This window comes from Vibrio rhodolitus, assembly GCF_003350325.1.
Lineage (GTDB): Bacteria > Pseudomonadota > Gammaproteobacteria > Enterobacterales > Vibrionaceae > Vibrio > Vibrio rhodolitus.
Genome location: NZ_QLYZ01000003.1, coordinates 323,226 through 340,065 on the forward strand (window position 1 = coordinate 323,226; position 16,840 = coordinate 340,065).

Sequence of the window (16,840 nt, forward strand, 5' to 3'; positions counted from 1 at the left end):
TAAAGGCTTTTGAAGTGATAAGCAATGTACTGCTATGCATCAGCAATACCAAGTTGAAACTAGTCAGTTCAACTTGGTATTAGGTCTTAGCCGAGAAAAGAGAAGTGATTTACAAGGCTTATTGCTTGCTTTCGTTGGTGTGGGATGCAGGACAAGCAAAGATAGCCATTGAGGTCGCATCTAACAGCACTTGCTGCCGCTCAATCGCCTGATACATTTCATTGCTGCTAGTGTTGCAGATCATCTGCCATTTTTGACCGGTTTTGTTTGGTAGGGTAAAGCGCGCTGGTGCATCCGTTTGGTTGATGGCGTAAAACAGCTGATCACCATTCTCCCCAATCCCCATATGCAGGCCAACTGCGGTGACTTTATTCCAATCTTCATGGCTAAGTGGATTACCATCAATTTTACGCCAATAGACTCGGTTGCTATTGCGACTTTCTCCACTGAAGGCGCGAATAAATGGCAGCATGTAACGCTGTCTTGCGGCGATCATATCACTTAGCCAAGTGCGAAACTCTTGTTTACCTTCGTCCAGTTGCCAATCTATCCAGCTAATAGGACCATCTTGGCAATAGGCATTGTTGTTGCCTTTTTGGCTGTGTGACAACACATCTGCCATCAAAATATGCGGAATACCGAAGGAGAACAGCAAGGTCGTCATAAAGTTGCGTTTTTGCTTGTCGCGTTTCGCCACGATGATGGCATCACTGCTTTCGCCCTCAACGCCGTAATTGGCTGAGCGATTGTCGCCGTGCCCATCACGGTTTTGCTCACCGTTCGCTTCGTTATGTTTTGACTTGTATGAGACCAAGTCTTGCAGGCAGAAGCCATCATGGTAAGTAATGTAATTGACTGTTAAGCGATAAGGCCAATGTGCCGCGCTATATAGATCGCGTGAACCCATGATCCGAGTGGCTAGTTCGGTTAAATAGCCTTGATCCCCGCGCCAAAAGCTGCGGGCAGTATCGCGTAAGCGATCGTTACATTCGCTCCAGCCAAAGGGAAAGTTCCCAACTTGATAACCATTTGGACCGATATCCCAAGGCTCGGCAATAAGTTTGATTTTTTGTAGTACCGGATCTTGGGCAACGGCTTTGAAAAATCCGCTGTTTGGATTGAACTGTTCGCCTTCACGCCCCAGAGTTGCCGCCAGATCGAAACGGAAACCGTCGATGTGGTATTCCGTCACCCAGTAGCGCAAACTATCCATCACAAGATTAAGAGCAGGCTGATAAGAGAGATCAACCGTATTGCCGCACCCAGTGTAGTTAGCAAAGTGTTGACCATGCTTAAGGTAGTATTTTTTATCTAACGCTTTGAGGTTGAAAACCGGACCATCTGGTCCCGCTTCGGCAGTGTGGTTAAACACTACGTCTAAGATCACTTCTATACCATGGCGGTGCAGTTCTCGAATCGTGGTTTTAAGCTCAATCACCGCATCATGACTTGCATAGCGAGGGTCGGGCACCATAAACAGATATGGGTTGTAGCCCCAGTAGTTGACCTTATCCATATTGAGCAGATGTGGCTCATGCATACAAGCCGCAACGGGTAGGAGTTGAATCGTGTTGATGTTTTGCTGCTGGTAAAAGTTGAGCATCGCTGGGCTAATCAAACCCAAATAGCGTCCTTGTGATTCACTGTCCACTTCAGGGTTGAGTTTGCTGATGCCTTTGACATGGGTTTCAAACAATACCATTTCGTCTTTAGCACGATTCGGCGATTGGACATCTTGCCAATCGAAACGACCTTCAGTGACTAGGCACTTGGCTAATTGAAAGCTTTTGCGGGCGTTAAATGGTGGTTTGTAGTGCAGTGAGTTATCGAGCGCTTTAGCATAAGGGTCAGCAATATAGTGTTCTTGCCCCTTGATTAACGCAATATAGCCATAGCGTTGACCGGAGGTAATGCCTTCAATAAATGTGTGTTTGATTCCCGCATACTCTTGATCTAGTTGATAAGTTACGTGCTGACCGTGCGCATCAAATAAGGCTAAACGAATGTCTTCACTGTCTGGAGCGTAGATAGCAAAATTACACCCTTGCTCGTTCAGAGTCGCTCCGAGAGGGAATGGGCTTGAGGCTGAATTTGTCATGTCTGTCGTTGTATACCAATGCTGGGCTGCGTCTATTTGACGTTTTTGGTTATGGTTTTGTGTCGTTGATAAACGCTTTGTTATTCATTTGTCTTTGTAATAAAGAACTATAGGGCAAAATTGGTGACAAAAGTTTGTCCAGCCCCTGATTATTTCCCTACCAAATAGTGATCTAGCTCTAATAACCTTGTTTTTGACTCAGCTAGCTACGGGAAAAAGGCGATCTGTTCTTTGACTGTTTGGCTAAGCGGGGAATGAATCGAGATCACAAACTGTTAGATTGATTTGCGATTGTTTCGTTTTAATAACTTGTTTGTATAGAGTCGGTTAGACCAAGAGTTTGCTCTCGCGATGCCATTCTCCTGCGTAGGGGCTTTGACTCTTATGCGTGGTTATCTACGCTTAAATGTAATAACCAGCCAAATGAAAGGAGAACATAATGGCGACATTCAAACAGGATATCCCAAACCGTGTCACGGTCTACCATGATGATCTTGAGCAAGAAAAAGCACTAAAAAACGCCCTAGCTCCGGAAAAACCGCGCTATTTCAACGGTTCTCCCACTTATCAAGCAGAGAGTATTGATGCATTCAAACAGCGCGTAGAAAGTGCTGGAATGAGTTTAGAAAAATAGTCACAAGAGAGTGAGCAAGACCACCAAGCGGTGGTCTTTTTTGTGCCAGTTGAACCGTTAAGTACTTTTCGCTATCGAGATAATGCGTTTTACCACTTCATCTTCGCTTACGTTGGTATTGCGATAATAACGGAAAATTTCAGAGTTGATCGCTTGTTGCGCGACAGGGTTGACCGCCATTGAATCTGTCATGCTCGGAACCGCAAGCCCGTTGGCAGTCGCTTGGACAAAGTCTTGGTGAGACTGCACCTGACAAGGGTTAAAGCCAGTGAGGTCAATATCCGTTCTGACCGGAATGGATCCTTTAATTTTATTGAAATTGGCTTGAAAGGTTTTATCTGCCAGTACATTTGCTGCTTGAGTCGCCTGTTGTTGGGTAAAACCAGCGGCATCCATAAAAATAAAACTGTCCATATTGTAGAGGAAGGTATTGTGTGACTGCGGCGCAGGATAGCAGCCAACTTGCTGCGGAACCTTAACATCAGCCGCGAGCAAGTCCCCTAAGATCCAATCGCCACCGAGTTGGAATAACGCTTGGTTATCTAGCAAGTTTTGTGTGGCGGTATCCCAGTTTTGGTTGGGCTGCTGAGTCGGCACTAAACTTGAAACGCGGCGTAATTGACGTAAAGCGAGCCGCATTTGTTCGGTATCAATGTGATCGCGTTGGAGTTCTACCAAGGCTTTATAGTAAAAATCGACGCCACCGGTTGCGATGACCAAGCTTTCAAATAGCAGTGCCACTTGCCACGCTTGTTCACCAATCGCGAGTGGAATGACGTTGTGCTGCTTCGCCTTTTCCATGGCGTTGAACATCTCTGGCCAAGTTTTCGGTACTTCCAGCTGTAGCGTGGCGAGTAACTCATGATTGACCCACAACCAGTTGAGGCGGTGCAAGGTGATCGGCAATGCGACATAGCCGTTATCGGTTTTGTTGATATCGACGGTCAGCGGATAAAGGTGCTCATCCCAGTTTTGTGCGGCTGCTGTTTGATTGATGGTGTGGACGATGCCGACCTCATCCCAAGCTTTAATGCTAGGACCTTCGATTTGGGCAATATCGGGGGTATTGCCTGCCAATGCCCGAGCTTGCAGCACCGTCATGGCAGTGTCGCCACCACCACCAAGAATTGGTGATTGCGTGAGAATAATGTCATGTTCAGCGAGATGTGTTTCAAGGGCATCCAGCGCCTTTTTTTCGCCTTTGGATGTCCACCAATGCAGGAACTCTACATCGGCTAGGCTAGCGCTGGAAAAGCTAGCCAAAAGTAAGGCTAGGGTGGTTTTTGTCATAACTAATCTCTTGGGAATGCAAGCGTTGCGCATAATCCGCCTTGGTAGGTTATCTCTAGCGAGAGGCTTCCGCCATGGGCTTTAACAATGCTTTGTGAAATCGTAAGACCCAGCCCATTACCCTCTTGGTCGCTATGTCCACGATAGTAAGGTTGAATCAATTTATCTAATGTCGTTGGATCAAGACATGTGCCGTGGTCTTGCACGCAAATCGTTACAGATTCCGGATTTTGCTGCAGATACACATCAGCACGACCGCCGTATTTAACGGCGTTGTCGACTAGGTTTTGAATACAACGTTTGATAGCCAATGGCTTGCCCGCATAGGCAGTGACTTTTTCGCAGTGGAGAGTGATTTTATCGCCATTTGGGTCAATCGCGCTGGTTACGTGGATAATTAACTGCTCAAGGTCGATCGGCTCTATATCTTCGTGAATATCGGTCTCTTTGATGCATTGCAATGCGCCTTTGACCATCAAATCCAAATCGTTAGCAATGCGGGTAAAACGCTCTCGGTCAGTGTCATCATCAAGCATTTCTGCCCGCAGCTTTAAACACGCGATCGGCGTTTTAAGATCGTGGGAAATCGCACCAAATAGCATTTCGCGATCCTTAATATGGCTATCGATGCGGCGATTCATTTTGTTAAACGCGTGTACCGCAGCTTTAAGTTCAGCGCTACCTTCTTCGCGCACCTCAGGCACTTTTAAGCGACTCGACATCAAGGTCGCCGCTTTCGCTAGTTGGCGAATAGGGCGAATTTCTCGCTGCACCACAAACCAAGTACAAATCAGCAGCAAAAGCGCAGAAAGTAACATGGTGAACCATTCACGAATGTCGAAATAGCTGGTTTCTAAGTTGATGTATGGTGCTGGTAAAACTGCCGCTAAATAGAACCAAGCCTGTTGGTCTACTTTGACTTGAATGACCAAAATCGGCGGATTGAGATCGCCATAGGAAAGCGAATAATGCCCCCATAACATCGGTAGCTCATCAATCGGAAGCTCTTTGTTAAACACTTTCAACTTGTCACGGCGCGTAAATTCAACTTGAATATCCGGCGCATCTTGCAGTTCGTTGTGTAGCACCTGTTCGACTTCGTCAATAACCATGGTTTTACGCGGACTATCTGGCAAAGGCGCGACAGGGATCTGATGATTATTGAGTGAAACGAAAAAGCGTGTGCCGCCCATATTGCGCAACTGATTCAACACTAAGTGGCGATATTCAGGAGGCAAGGTTTGGAAAAATGAAATGGTTGATGCTGCGCTTAGTGCCAAGCTATTTACTGTCGTTTTTAAGCCTTGCTCATCTTTATCACTACTGTGTTGATACCAAATCAATCCAGCGAGAAACTGGGCAATAATGATCACGCACAGCAGAAACAAACTGGTGCGCATGGCTAAGGAATTGGTTAGCCCTTTAACCTTCATATTGCACACCGGAAGTTAGCATGTAGCCTTTGTTGCGCACGGTTAAAATTAGCGAGCGATCTTTGTCATCCAGATGGTGACGCAGGCGGCTGATTTGCACATCAATACCGCGCTCAAAAGGATCGGCATCTCGTCCCCAGATTTCACGAGCAATATCGTCACGCGATAAGATTGACTCAGCGTGGGCAATAAATAGTCCAAGTAGGGATAAGTCGGCGCCACTCAGCTGCTTTACTTCAAGTGAAGGAAGGTGTGTGAGTTGGCGGGTAACCGTATCGAGTTGCCACTGATCAAAACGCACTTTACGCGCTAATTTGGCACTTTGGCTGGTTACGCTGCGGCGCAATATGGTTTTGATGCGAGCAAGTAACTCTCTTGGGCTAAAGGATTTGGTGATGTAATCATCTGCGCCCATCTCTAGACCAGCAACACGGTCTGCTTCTTCTGTGACCGCGGTTAACATGATAATTGGCACATTTGAAGTTCGGCGCAGTTGCTGGCACAGGGTAAAGCCATCATCGCCGGGCATCATGATGTCTAAAATGATCAAATCAGGCTGGTGAGTTTGTAATTGCTGCCACATCACCACGCCATTTTCTGCGCCGATGACATCAAAGCCTGCTTTGCCAAGATAATCACTTAGTGCTTCACGCAGGTCTTGGTTATCGTCGACTACTAAGATTTGCTTTGCACTCATGTTTGAATTAACTCTCGTTTGCTATTGCTAATATGATGCCATTCAACTCAGCTTTCTCAATCAGTTAGCCATTAAATTGCTGGATTTGTGAGGGGATTTTTGTAAGTGAGCTCTTACAAATGCGACGGAATTTGCAACCTTCGAGCATTATTTGTTCCGTATTATCAAGCTTGATTCTTCAGATAGCCTCCCCCAACTTTGTTGGCAAACGCTCCTGTTTGGCAAAGTTACAGCTATTTGGTGGAATTTATTGTTGTGCAGTTACGGTGCTGCTAGCAGACCTATCTAACCCAGCAGATATTTCTTGAACAGCGCTACAGCCAACCATCTCTGGGTTGGCTTTTTTTTGTCCGTTTTTCCCGGTTGTTTCATCATACTGAGTGGTTTTGGAGCGCAGGCAAGCATTCGCCCAACTTATGCTTGTTTACTAGAACCTCAAGTTAAGTTGAAGTAAGGTATTGAAGTGAAAGCTTACATTATAGGGAGTTAAGGATGGAAATGTCGGTGGGGCAAGTGGCAGAGCGAGCGGGAGTGAAAGTTTCAGCTTTGCATTTTTATGAACAAAAAGGCTTGATCAGTAGCTGGCGTAATCAAGGCAATCAGCGTCGCTACGATCGCAGTGTGATTCGCCGAGTTGCGGTGATTAAGGCCGCTCAACAAGTCGGAATGAGCTTAGAGGAGATCGCTAAAGCGTTCGAGCTCCTGCCGAAGCATAAAGCACCGACCAAAACGCAGTGGGAAGCGATGGCGACTCAGTGGCATAAAGATCTTGAGCATCGCATTTTGCAACTCAAAGCGCTGCAGCAAGATTTAAATGGCTGTATTGGTTGCGGCTGTCTGTCACTCGATAGCTGCAATTTGCGTAACCCTGAAGATACTCGAGCTACTGAACATACCGGTCAATCTTTGCTGACAGAGCCTGAAGACAACTTTTAAAGTGATAAGGCAAAGGAGAGCAGTAATGGCAGCGTCAATACGCTGAAAAAATTACCATACAGCACCATAGAAGCCACTTTATCCGGTTGGATTCCAAATCGCTCGGCGAACATATAATTCATCACTGCCGGTGGCAGCATGGCAAATAACACCATCATTTGTAATTGCATTGTTGGTAAAGGGATAAACAAGTAGATCAGCCAAAATGCCACGGCTCCGGTAAAGAGCGATTGCGCGGTGCAGAATAATCCTATCTTAAGACCTGACAGTCGCATGTTGCACATTTGCGCTCCGAGTGACAGCAACATGACCGGCACGGCGGCTTGCCCCAATAGCGCCGTCGCTTCATACAGCGGCGTCCAAATAGTGAACCCAGCTAAGTTAATCGCCAATGCTGCCGCTGCTGCGAGAAACACAGGCATGCGAATGACTTGCTTAAATGGGTTGCCATTACTTAACACCGCTAAGCCCAGAGTGATATGAGTACAGGCTGAAACGACAAAGAGTAGCACCGCTGCAGCAAGTGCTGATTCGCCAAATGTGTAAGTAAACAGAGGAATGGCAAGATTACCGCTATTGCGGAACATATGTGGTGGTGCCCAGGCGCGATACTCAATTTTGAGTAGCTTGCAGATAGGCAACATTACCAAGCCTGGTACTAGCACCGCGATCAATGCGGCACTTAGCAACGGGACTTGCTCTGTATCGAGTGGCATGGCGACTAATGAAGAAAACACCAGCGCGGGTGTAAACGCATCCATATTAATGCGATTGATCGCTTTGAAATCGGGACGAATCCAACGTCCGACGGAGTAGCCGACTAACACCAGCGCAAAGACCGGGAACAGTATTGCTAATACTTGTTGTAACATTCCATTGCAGTTAAATGATTGAGCAGAAAGTAAACATACCAGTCTTATATGTGTGAGTCACTGAAAGCGCGATATAATTTTACAGCATTGTTCTCCTTAAAGAAGGTCGCTTGGGGATAGTCACTAATTCTGCTAATGTGCTTTTTAGCGAATATGATTTGTTGAGGTAGTACGGGCGATGGAACAAGTGGGACAAACGGCGCTGATTGTCGAGGGCGGCGCAATGCGCAGCGTTTTCTCTTGCGGTATCCTAGACCATTTCTTAGCGGAAAACTTTTCTCCGTTTGAGAGCTTTTGGGGGGTATCGGCTGGAGCAAGCAATCTGGCTGCCTATCTTGCTAAGATGCCGGGCAGAAACAAAAAAATTTACCTTGATTACAGTCGTCGCAAAGAGTTCATCAATCTACGCCAATATCTAGGTGGCGGTGATTTAATTGATCTAGACTGGATGTGGCAAATCACACTTGATGAGTTAGGGATTGATAGACAAGTTCTAACCGCTGATAAGCGTCCGTTTTTTCTTGTGGTGGCTCGTCAAGATAGCGGACAAGCTGAGTATCATACACCTGATGTCGATATGCTTGCCGAAACAATGAAAGCCTCAAGTGCATTGCCTATTATGTATCGCCATGGCGTTGATTTGAATGGCAAACGTTATGTCGATGGCGGTGTTGCTGATGCCATTCCAGTGGCAGAGGCGATAGCGCGCGGTGCGCGTAAAATCATGGTATTGCGCAGTAGACCGGCAAGTTACCGGAAAAGTGATGAGAAACTAAAGCCGCTGCTTAAACATTTGCTGCGTGAGACGCCCAACCTGATTGAGCCGATGCTCACTAGAGCGGCGCGTTACAATCAAACGGTAGCCTTAATTGAAAACCCGCCGCAAGGGGTGGAGATTATGCAAATTTGCCCGCCAGAGAGCTTTAAACTCAAGCGACTAAGTCGTGATGCCAGTTCATTAGAGCTTGCTTACCAGCTTGGTGTTGAAGCAGGGCAAGAGGCAATAGAGCGCTGGAAGTGAGTTTAAGCGAGCTCGATGGCAGCAATTAATTCATCGACACAGGCTTGGATGGATCTACCCGCGGTATCAATGCGTATTACGTCTCTATCCCATGGGTGATAGTCTCGATCTATCACTTCTTGCCAAGTTGGTTGTTTAAGATTAGCAATGCTAGAGACACGTGTTTCGACTCGATGTTGGTGCTCTTGGCGGTCACTGCAAATCACTTCAATGTTGATATAACGAGCGTTGGCATCTAGCGCAACCTGCTGCCATTCGTTGCGAGTTAACGGGATCGGGTTACAGCAATCGGCGATGGCGCTAAGACCCAGCTTTAGGTTGTCGCTGACAATGCGATAACTCAGTCGATACCCTTCACCTTGCACATCAAATTGACATAGATCGCGCAGCCCTTGTTCGACCGTGTCGATGCGTAAAAACAGTGCTCCGGTGTGTTTTGCGAGACCTTGAGCAAGGGTGGTTTTTCCACTGCCGGGTAAGCCAGAAAAAAGGTATAGAGTGGGTTTATTCATTGTGTGCCTTCGCCATCTTTTTAAGTAGAAAATCGATCAATACCCTAACGCGTTTTGCTTTTTGGCTATTTTGGTGAAAGTAGACATGCAAGCCTGCGTATGAATACCAGTACTCGGGCATAACAGGTACCAAGTCCCCACAAGCTAAAGCTTTTTCAACCATTGGCGTAACCGCTCGGCACAATCCAAATCCCTTTTTAGCCGCGTCGATCAGCACATCGGTATCATTGGCGATCAGCGCTGATTGAGTATCGAGGCTAAGCACTTCACCTTGGTTAAGTAGTCGCATTGGCGCAAGTTGATTTGAGGTCAAAAAACGATATTGAATAAATTTATGTTTGACCAACTCGGATGGATTATTAGGCAAGCCAAACTTGGCAATGTAACTTGGCGCAGCAACGATAGCTTCTTTTAGGGCTGGAGTGAGTGGGCGGGCGACCATCCCTTCTTCAACTTTATCACCAAAACGAATCCCTAAATCGAAACCTTCCGCAAGAATATCGACGGTTGCATCGGAGATGGATAGTTCCAGCTCAATGTCTGGATAGCGCTGGCAAAATTCGGCGTAGATAGGCTCTATATAGAGTTGATAAACAAAGCGCGGCATCGTGATACGCACTTTGCCAGACGGGACTTTACTTAGCTCGCTGACACTTTCGATAGCGAAACTGAGTTCATCAATCGGGTAACGTGTCTTTTCAAGCAATTGCACGCCTGCTTGAGTCAGTTCCATGCGCCTGGTTGTGCGTGTAAATAGCGGTAGCCCTAAACTTTCTTCCAGCGCTTTAAGTGCTTGGCTCACCGATGGAGGTGCGACTTCGAGTTTGCGTGCTGCACCAGAAATGCTGCCTTCACCGACGATGGTGTGAAACATCAGAAGCTGATTGTAGGTTGTTCCATTCATTTTAGATTCCCGACCTGACATGCAGATTGTTAGTTTTAAACTAATAATTATTTAATGAAAATTCATCTAAAAATTTAGAATCAAGCGCGCTAAATTACGCTTATCGGTCACTTATTCAGTATTAGAGAGTATTCCATGAGTAAAGTCGTTGTGATTTCAGGTCACCCAAACCTAGATGATTCGTACACAAATAGTGTGATTTTAGAGCAGGTAGATAAGCAGTTAAGCGATGTGGCAATTCGCCGTTTGGATCAATTGTATCCCCACTATCAAATCAACGTTGAGGAAGAGCAACAAGCGCTATTGGCTGCCGATGTGGTGGTGCTGCAGTTTCCTTTCTACTGGTATTCAGTTCCTGCACTGCTAAAGAAATGGATTGATGATGTGTTTACCTTTAACTTTGCCTATGGAACCCATGGCGACAAGTTAAAAGGCAAGGAATTTATCTTGTCATTTACTATTGGCGGTCCAGCAGAGTCTTACGATCCGCTAGGCTACAACCACTTTAGTATTGAACAGTTGATCCAACCTTTGCAGCAAACGGCTTATTTGGCGGGAATGAACTTTCATAAGCCAGTTTATAGCCACAGAATGGTTTACATTCCCAATGTTTACAATGAACTTGAAGAAGTGCAGGCGAGAGCGATGGAACATGCGACGCGATTAACTGAGCAAGTTCGTAATATAACGCACTCACCGCAGGCGAAGATCACCGCGTTTGTTAAGCAGTGGTTTGAACAATTTGATCAACTGAAGCCCGAGACAGAAGTCTACACTCGCTACTTGGCTGAGGATGTGGTTTGGGAATCTCCAGAAGGGCGTTTTGTTGGGCGTGATGGGTTTCGAGCTTGGTATGACAAAGCACGTGCAACCTTTAAACCTAATTGCCAACACGACGTTCATCAAATCGATATTAAGCCTGATGGTGACAATTACCGAGTTGAACTGCGCGTGATGCTTACGGCTGAAACCTACTTAGACTCAGATCTTAAAGGTGAGCGAATTACTCTGCCAGTGAATGAAGTTTGGCAAGTGAGTCTCGATGCGCAGGGCATCCCGACGATTCATCGTTACCAAGTAGAGTTAGCGTAGTAGGATAAAGCGCCGATGGCGTTAAGATTTGTTGCGTGCGTCTTTATAAACACGCGGCATTGAGCACAAAACCGTATTTTGTTGCTGTGGAATTGAGGACTAGCTTATAAGTTTGTGGGAGGAAACTTGGCGACGGGTTATTTTTCATGCTTATTTATAGGCTTGTTGATATAACAAAGACGAAATAATAGGGAAAGCCATGTCTAAGTTTCTCGGTGGTTTAATTGCTTTAGTATTGGGGCTGCTGATTTTTGGCAGCTATGATTGGGTTTTTACTCATCAATGGTATGTAAACTTCACCGGAGAATGGATTGTTGCGCTGTTGGGAAAAGTTCCTGCTTTTAGGGAGTTTCTCACTACGTATGGTTTTCTTGACGTAACCCGATTGATTGCTCTGCTCCAGTCGTTGGTGTTAAGCGTTTTGTTTGCGCTGTTGTTTAGTGGCATATTGAACTTGTTCGAAGGGCTGGTCAAAGTGGTGCAGTACACCATTCTGGGGGCATTCGTCGGTTTTATGTATTACGCGCTTCCTGCGCTTATCCCTTACGTGAATAATCAATTCTTTACCGTGCAGCAAGCGTTGCCGGTGGCAAACAATGCACTATTAGATGTGTTGATTTGGTATTTACCGTTAGTCACGGCGGTGTTTTATATCGCGGTTTCAGAACGGAAAAAGCAAGCTAGCCGTGAGCGTTTTTGGTTTCGCTAACTTTTGATTTTGAGAATAAAAAAGAGGCATTTGCCTCTTTTTTTACACTAACTCGTAGCTAATCATATACAGCTGATTGAGGTTAGGGTAAATCTCTGCGATTAGGCGTTTTAATTCATCAAGTGGCAGTGCTTCTTGCTCTGCGTGAAACTCATTGATGTCGTCATAAAGTAGCGGTTCAACCGCGAGAATCTTTATTTCACAAACTTTTTTGTCAGTTTCTAAAGTAAACACTTCTACCTGAGTGCCAGGAACATAATGGCTTTCTGCTTCATCACGAATGGTGATGGTTTTCATGCCTGACGTGATTAGCGGAGTCAGGAATTCAAAAAAAGTAATCTTAGTTGGTGCTTGTGTCATGGGTGGTTCACGTAACGTTAGTTTGAAACGTGATTATAGACTGAAATGTGCTTTTAGATGAGCGAATATTTGTGTGCAGAGATGTGGCGCGTAAATTGGGTCTTCAACACGATTTGGCTTTCACACCACTGCACAAACAAGACTTTTAACTATCAGACAGATGCGGAGCGTTTTACCCAGCAATTAGCGTTGACTTGTGAGCCGACAGCGGCAATCAGCATCAGTGGACCAAGGACGCAAGACATAAATGCACATAGCATGCGTTTGGTGGTGAACGTTTGAGAAGGTGAGAAATATTGAATAGCGAAAAAGATAACCAGACCAGTAATAGACCAAATAAACATACAATTTCCTTAATATATTGAGGCCAATTGCCCCGCTATTAAGATAGAGAGTTACATCAAAAGGTGATACGGCAAAATGTGGATTTTGTGATATTGGTAAGGTTAATTCGCAAGCATCACAAACTAGGAGCGGTGGCGACCGCTCCTGTGCAGTGCACGGCTAATTTACAGCCCTTTTTGATACTGGGCATTGCGCGTTGGTTGAATCATTTGTTGCAGTAACTCTGCTTGGTTCTCTGTCGAAACATCAAGTAGCGCCACAAACTGTTCAATAATCTGTTCTTTACTCGCATTGACCTTCGTTTCAGTCTGGATATCGCGTAAATCAATCATGATGTCAGTGAACAACTGCGGCAGATCCTGCAGCACTTCAAGGTTCATCACATTGTGCTCACTGTAAATCGCATTGTGGCTACCGCGTTGTTTTTGAATCACATACGGGTTGTCTTTCAAGTTGATGATTGAGGTGCGCTTGTTACAACGTTTTAAGCACCCTTTGTTGACCTTGATCTTCTTGCAGCCTTCAGTCTGTTGGAACAGACACTGACGGCTAATTAACAAGGTGTTTGGATGATAAATACTGTAAAAGCTACGCATTGCCGCAGGGCGTTTGATATGACGCATCTGCTTCATGTTGAGCTCATTGGAAATGAAGGCACCACTGGCGGCAAACTCTTCATGCAAACATTTTAGTGCGTAAGAGTTGGTGGTGTTCATTTGTGGACCAGCAACCCAATTTAACCCCAGTTGCTGGGCAGTTATGCCCACGCCCGCGTTATTAGTGATTAGCCACTGTGGTTTTACTTCAACTAAGAAGTTATGCGCCGCTTGGTAGTCATCACCAATTAAGATTGCCGGAAACCACGGTTTTAATTGTGGATTTGCGGCAAACAGTGCGACGAGATTCTGCCACTCGTCAGCAAGCCCCATTGGCAGTTGATAGTAGACATCGATATTGTCTTGCTGAGCGAGGTAGCAATCTTCAACCGATGAAATTAGCACTGCCAATCTCGCGTTGCCTTCGCGCTCTGGTGGTGTCGCTAGTGCAGGTAGCATCGGAACGTCGATAGCGCCTTTTAAGCTGCTGCCTTTGTTTTCAAAGCCACTAATATCGAAGTCTTGTGTTTTACGTGCGACATTTTCAATGATGGCGGTTTTGTCATCATAAAGCTTCTTTTTCACTTGCTGAACATCATCAACACTTTGGCATTGATAGATTTTAGAGAAGTGCTTTACCGCATGGTCACGCGGGTTATCGATATACATCGATTTACCGTATTCACCTTGTAAAAAGGCGTTGGAGAAATCGCGGTTAAATACGGTGTATAGTTCAGTCGTGTCTTGAGACAGCGTTTCGCCATCGCATAAGCGATCAATCTGCTTACGCCAGTTATCAACTACAGTGTATACGTAGTGTGATTTCTTAATGCGACCTTCTACTTTAAGTGAGTAAACCCCAGCCTCTGCCAGCGCTTCTAAGTCGCCAAATGCAGAGTTGTCTTTCATATTAAGCGGGTAGTCGTTGCCAGTTTTGGTTGTTTCGTACTGTTCACGACAAGGCTGACTACAGCGACCACGGTTACCAGATGCGCCATTACGCGCCGAGCTGATGTAACAAATACCAGAAAAGCCAATGCAGTACGAACCATGGACGAATACTTCCATTTGCACATTGTGCTGTTGACCAAACTGAGCAAGGTGCTTTATTTCATTGATATTCAACTCACGTGACAGGTTCACGCGGCTGGCGGTCAATTGATTTAAGAATAAAATTTGCCCTTCGTTGTGGGTATTGAGCTGAGTCGATGCGTGCACATCTAACTGCGGAAAATGGTGCTTAAGGATATAGGCAAGCCCCAAGTCTTGCACAATCACGCCATCAATGTTGGTGGTGTTCAACTGGCTAAGTAGGCGCACAATAGCGGGAATTTCGCTCTCCAAAATCAACACATTGAGCGTCAGGAAGATTTTGCAGTTATGTTGATGAGCCAGCGCTAACACGCCATTTAAGTTATCAAGCGTTAGGTTTGCCGCACGGTTACGAGCATTAAAACGATCCAAACCACAGTATATGGCGTCGGCACCCGCGGCAATTGCCGCTTTAATCGACTCTAAGTCTCCGCCAGGAGCTAACAACTCAAATTGATCGCGTGTCACTACTTATCTCTTACTCAATAAAAATAGGCGCGCATTTTACGGCTTTCGTCGCTTTGATGCGAATTTAATTAGTAGCGAGGCGTTTCAGTGATAGGCAGTAAGATGTTTAGGGTGGTAAAGAAAAAGAGCCGCTAGGGCTCTTTTAGATTAGTGGTTAGCCATGACGTTTTAGTTTTACCTAGTAAGTTATCTAACTCAGTTTGGTTGATAACTTTAAACTCTTTCATTGCTCCTAAGTACGCAGGGCAGTCATCGCGCTGAGTACATTTAAAGCATTTTCCCCCGGCTTGCATTTCTTCCTCTTCTACGAAATTGTCAATCCATAACCAACATGTCAATCTATAAGCAACAAAGTTTTGGCGCATAATAGAAACGCGCAGATAGACTATAACTGTCTATTTTATGGGTATATTTTACCCTTGTTTGGCGTGAGGCATGTAGTTAAGCCCCTCGTGTTTCTTGGCTTACAGAGGTGCTTTTTGTGTAGGAATTTTCTATGGCAGACACAGCAAGTTAACGCCGATTACCTTTGGTTAACTTTTATCAATTGGTGAGACAAAACCATTTGGTTTGAGGGCGACTAAAGAGCATTTGAGAGACTGCAAAATGTTTTCCGCTGTATTACCCATTACCAAGCCTTTGATGCCAGAACGTGCGATTGTACCCATCACCAGAATGTCAATTTCTAGAATGTTAACGCACTGAGGGATTTCATCATCCGCTCTGCCATTGATATGGTGCACGATAATATCCTCACCAATCGCAGCGGAGTCAATTAAGGCATCAAGTTGCTGGCGGTGATGTAAGCGAGTCGCTTCAATTTCGGCATTGAGCTTTTCGTCATCGATTTGAATCCAAGAGTGATGGCGTAAATAGCTTTCAAGTTCATACTGCCAACATGAGATGATATGCAAACGACTATCACAGTTATTAGCAATTGCGTGCGCAACGGTTAACAAGTGTATGGCTAGTTGTTGCGCTTCGTCGCTTTCAACAACAGGGTCGATGGCGACTGCGATTCTTTTATGGTTGGTGGGTTTGGTATTTGGACGATGAAGCCAAACGGGACAGGGGCATTTTCTCAGCAGTTTCATATCGAGTGCTTTAAAGCCTTCAGAACCATCATTTAATGGCTCTGCCTGTTTAACTAACAGATCGCGATGATGAGTTTGCACGCACTCAATGATCTTTAGCGCAGGTTTATCGCCACAGGCGATCTCAATTGCCATCGGTAAGTCGGCATCATCAGCAAGGCTGTGTTGTACCTGCTCAATTTCGGCAGTCAAAGTATTGAGAAGTGACTGGCGATAGGCTTGCTGATAATCAACCATATTATGCGGGAGGGCAGGAGAGACAATCAGCCCCATCAATGAGGCATGGTTGCGCTTTGCAAGTGTCAATGCTTGCTCGATTGAGTCGCGGTTTTCAGGCAACCCTTGGCTGACGAAAAGAATATTTTGAAACTCTTTCATATCTCACCTCCCTTTGCTGCTTTAAGTGTTGTCCTGCTTGGGTGAAAATTCCACCTTATTAATAAGGTTATTATTAATCGGATGAAAAAGATCCGAATTTTCAGACTGTTGATTCGAGTTATCGCTTAACGAATTCATCCGTTGTTTTGCTTGGTTTCGTTTTGCTTTGTTTCGTTTTGTGCGATCACTACCGAGCGAGAATTGCTTAACAATTTACTGATATATTCAGCGAGAATTAGCGCTAGAATGTTTGCCTGCGGGCTGAGGTTTAAAGCCCAACCTTGCAAGGCATGAAGCAACCCCTACCAA

General features: G+C 45.5%; 16 protein-coding genes. 5 read left to right on the plus strand and 11 right to left on the minus strand.

Going from position 1 to position 16,840, the window contains the following annotated elements; all coding sequences use genetic code 11:
• Positions 1-118 precede the first annotated feature (118 nt).
• A complete protein-coding gene (gene glgX, locus DPF93_RS05045; protein ID WP_114765113.1) occupies positions 119-2,098 on the minus strand; it encodes a glycogen debranching protein GlgX in 1,980 nt (659 codons plus the stop codon).
• A gap of 439 nt (positions 2,099-2,537) precedes the next feature.
• On the opposite strand from glgX, the gene DPF93_RS05050 reads away from it, so the two are divergent.
• Entirely contained in the window at positions 2,538-2,732 is a 195-nt protein-coding gene (locus DPF93_RS05050) for a hypothetical protein (protein ID WP_114765114.1), read from the plus strand.
• 57 nt (positions 2,733-2,789) lie between these two features.
• Here DPF93_RS05050 and DPF93_RS05055 read toward each other — a convergent pair whose 3' ends face one another.
• From DPF93_RS05055 to DPF93_RS05065, 3 genes are read right to left on the minus strand one after another with little or no spacing between them, the layout of a single operon-like run.
• Positions 2,790-4,022: an ABC transporter substrate-binding protein gene (locus DPF93_RS05055; RefSeq protein WP_114765115.1), complete on the minus strand. Its 1,233-nt coding sequence runs from the start codon at positions 4,020-4,022 to the stop codon at positions 2,790-2,792.
• Between the two features lie 2 nt (positions 4,023-4,024).
• A complete protein-coding gene (locus DPF93_RS05060; protein WP_114765116.1) occupies positions 4,025-5,455 on the minus strand; it encodes an ATP-binding protein in 1,431 nt (476 codons plus the stop codon).
• Positions 5,445-6,152 carry a response regulator transcription factor gene (locus DPF93_RS05065; protein WP_114765117.1) on the minus strand — a complete coding sequence of 236 codons (708 nt, stop codon included), beginning with the start codon at positions 6,150-6,152 and terminating at the stop codon, positions 5,445-5,447. The genes DPF93_RS05060 and DPF93_RS05065 overlap by 11 nt, the downstream gene beginning before the upstream one ends.
• Before the next feature lie 492 nt (positions 6,153-6,644).
• On the opposite strand from DPF93_RS05065, the gene soxR reads away from it, so the two are divergent.
• Positions 6,645-7,088, plus strand: a complete 444-nt coding sequence (gene soxR / locus DPF93_RS05070) for a redox-sensitive transcriptional activator SoxR (RefSeq protein ID WP_114765118.1) — start codon at positions 6,645-6,647, stop codon at positions 7,086-7,088.
• Here soxR and DPF93_RS05075 read toward each other — a convergent pair.
• Positions 7,085-7,960 (minus strand): AEC family transporter, encoded by an 876-nt coding sequence (locus DPF93_RS05075; protein WP_114765119.1) that lies wholly within the window; start codon positions 7,958-7,960, stop codon positions 7,085-7,087. The two genes, soxR and DPF93_RS05075, sit on opposite strands and share 4 nt — an antisense overlap.
• Before the next feature lie 178 nt (positions 7,961-8,138).
• On the opposite strand from DPF93_RS05075, the gene DPF93_RS05080 reads away from it, so the two are divergent.
• Complete coding sequence (locus DPF93_RS05080; RefSeq protein WP_114765120.1) at positions 8,139-8,981, plus strand: patatin-like phospholipase family protein; 843 nt, start codon at positions 8,139-8,141, stop codon at positions 8,979-8,981.
• A gap of 2 nt (positions 8,982-8,983) precedes the next feature.
• Here the strand turns inward: DPF93_RS05080 and DPF93_RS05085 are convergent, their stop codons facing one another.
• Positions 8,984-9,493 (minus strand): P-loop nucleotide/nucleoside kinase family protein, encoded by a 510-nt coding sequence (locus DPF93_RS05085; protein WP_114765121.1) that lies wholly within the window; start codon positions 9,491-9,493, stop codon positions 8,984-8,986.
• Positions 9,486-10,397 carry a LysR family transcriptional regulator gene (locus tag DPF93_RS05090; RefSeq protein ID WP_114765122.1) on the minus strand — a complete coding sequence of 304 codons (912 nt, stop codon included), beginning with the start codon at positions 10,395-10,397 and terminating at the stop codon, positions 9,486-9,488. Before DPF93_RS05090 ends, DPF93_RS05085 begins: the two co-directional genes overlap by 8 nt.
• Positions 10,398-10,532: 135 nt before the next feature.
• Here DPF93_RS05090 and DPF93_RS05095 point away from each other — a divergent pair, with 135 nt between their 5' ends.
• Together DPF93_RS05095 and DPF93_RS05100 are read left to right on the plus strand one after the other, a co-directional pair.
• Positions 10,533-11,489, plus strand: a complete 957-nt coding sequence (locus DPF93_RS05095) for an NAD(P)H-dependent oxidoreductase (RefSeq protein WP_114765123.1) — start codon at positions 10,533-10,535, stop codon at positions 11,487-11,489.
• A 199-nt stretch (positions 11,490-11,688) separates the two neighbouring features.
• The gene (locus DPF93_RS05100) at positions 11,689-12,198 is read left to right on the plus strand and encodes a hypothetical protein (protein WP_114765124.1); all 510 of its coding nucleotides are present in this window, start codon (positions 11,689-11,691) and stop codon (positions 12,196-12,198) included.
• A gap of 42 nt (positions 12,199-12,240) precedes the next feature.
• On the opposite strand, the gene yqfB is transcribed toward DPF93_RS05100, so the two are convergent.
• The 4 genes from yqfB to DPF93_RS05120 all read right to left on the minus strand — a co-directional run bounded on the left by yqfB (position 12,241) and on the right by DPF93_RS05120 (position 16,531).
• Positions 12,241-12,558, minus strand: a complete 318-nt coding sequence (yqfB, locus tag DPF93_RS05105) for a N(4)-acetylcytidine aminohydrolase (protein WP_114765125.1) — start codon at positions 12,556-12,558, stop codon at positions 12,241-12,243.
• 152 nt (positions 12,559-12,710) lie between these two features.
• Positions 12,711-12,902, minus strand: a complete 192-nt coding sequence (locus DPF93_RS05110; protein WP_114765126.1) for a hypothetical protein — start codon at positions 12,900-12,902, stop codon at positions 12,711-12,713.
• 165 nt (positions 12,903-13,067) lie between these two features.
• Positions 13,068-15,059, minus strand: a complete 1,992-nt coding sequence (locus DPF93_RS05115) for a U32 family peptidase (RefSeq protein ID WP_114765127.1) — start codon at positions 15,057-15,059, stop codon at positions 13,068-13,070.
• A 533-nt stretch (positions 15,060-15,592) separates the two neighbouring features.
• Entirely contained in the window at positions 15,593-16,531 is a 939-nt protein-coding gene (locus DPF93_RS05120; RefSeq protein WP_114765128.1) for a universal stress protein, read from the minus strand.
• Positions 16,532-16,840: the final 309 nt, after the last annotated feature.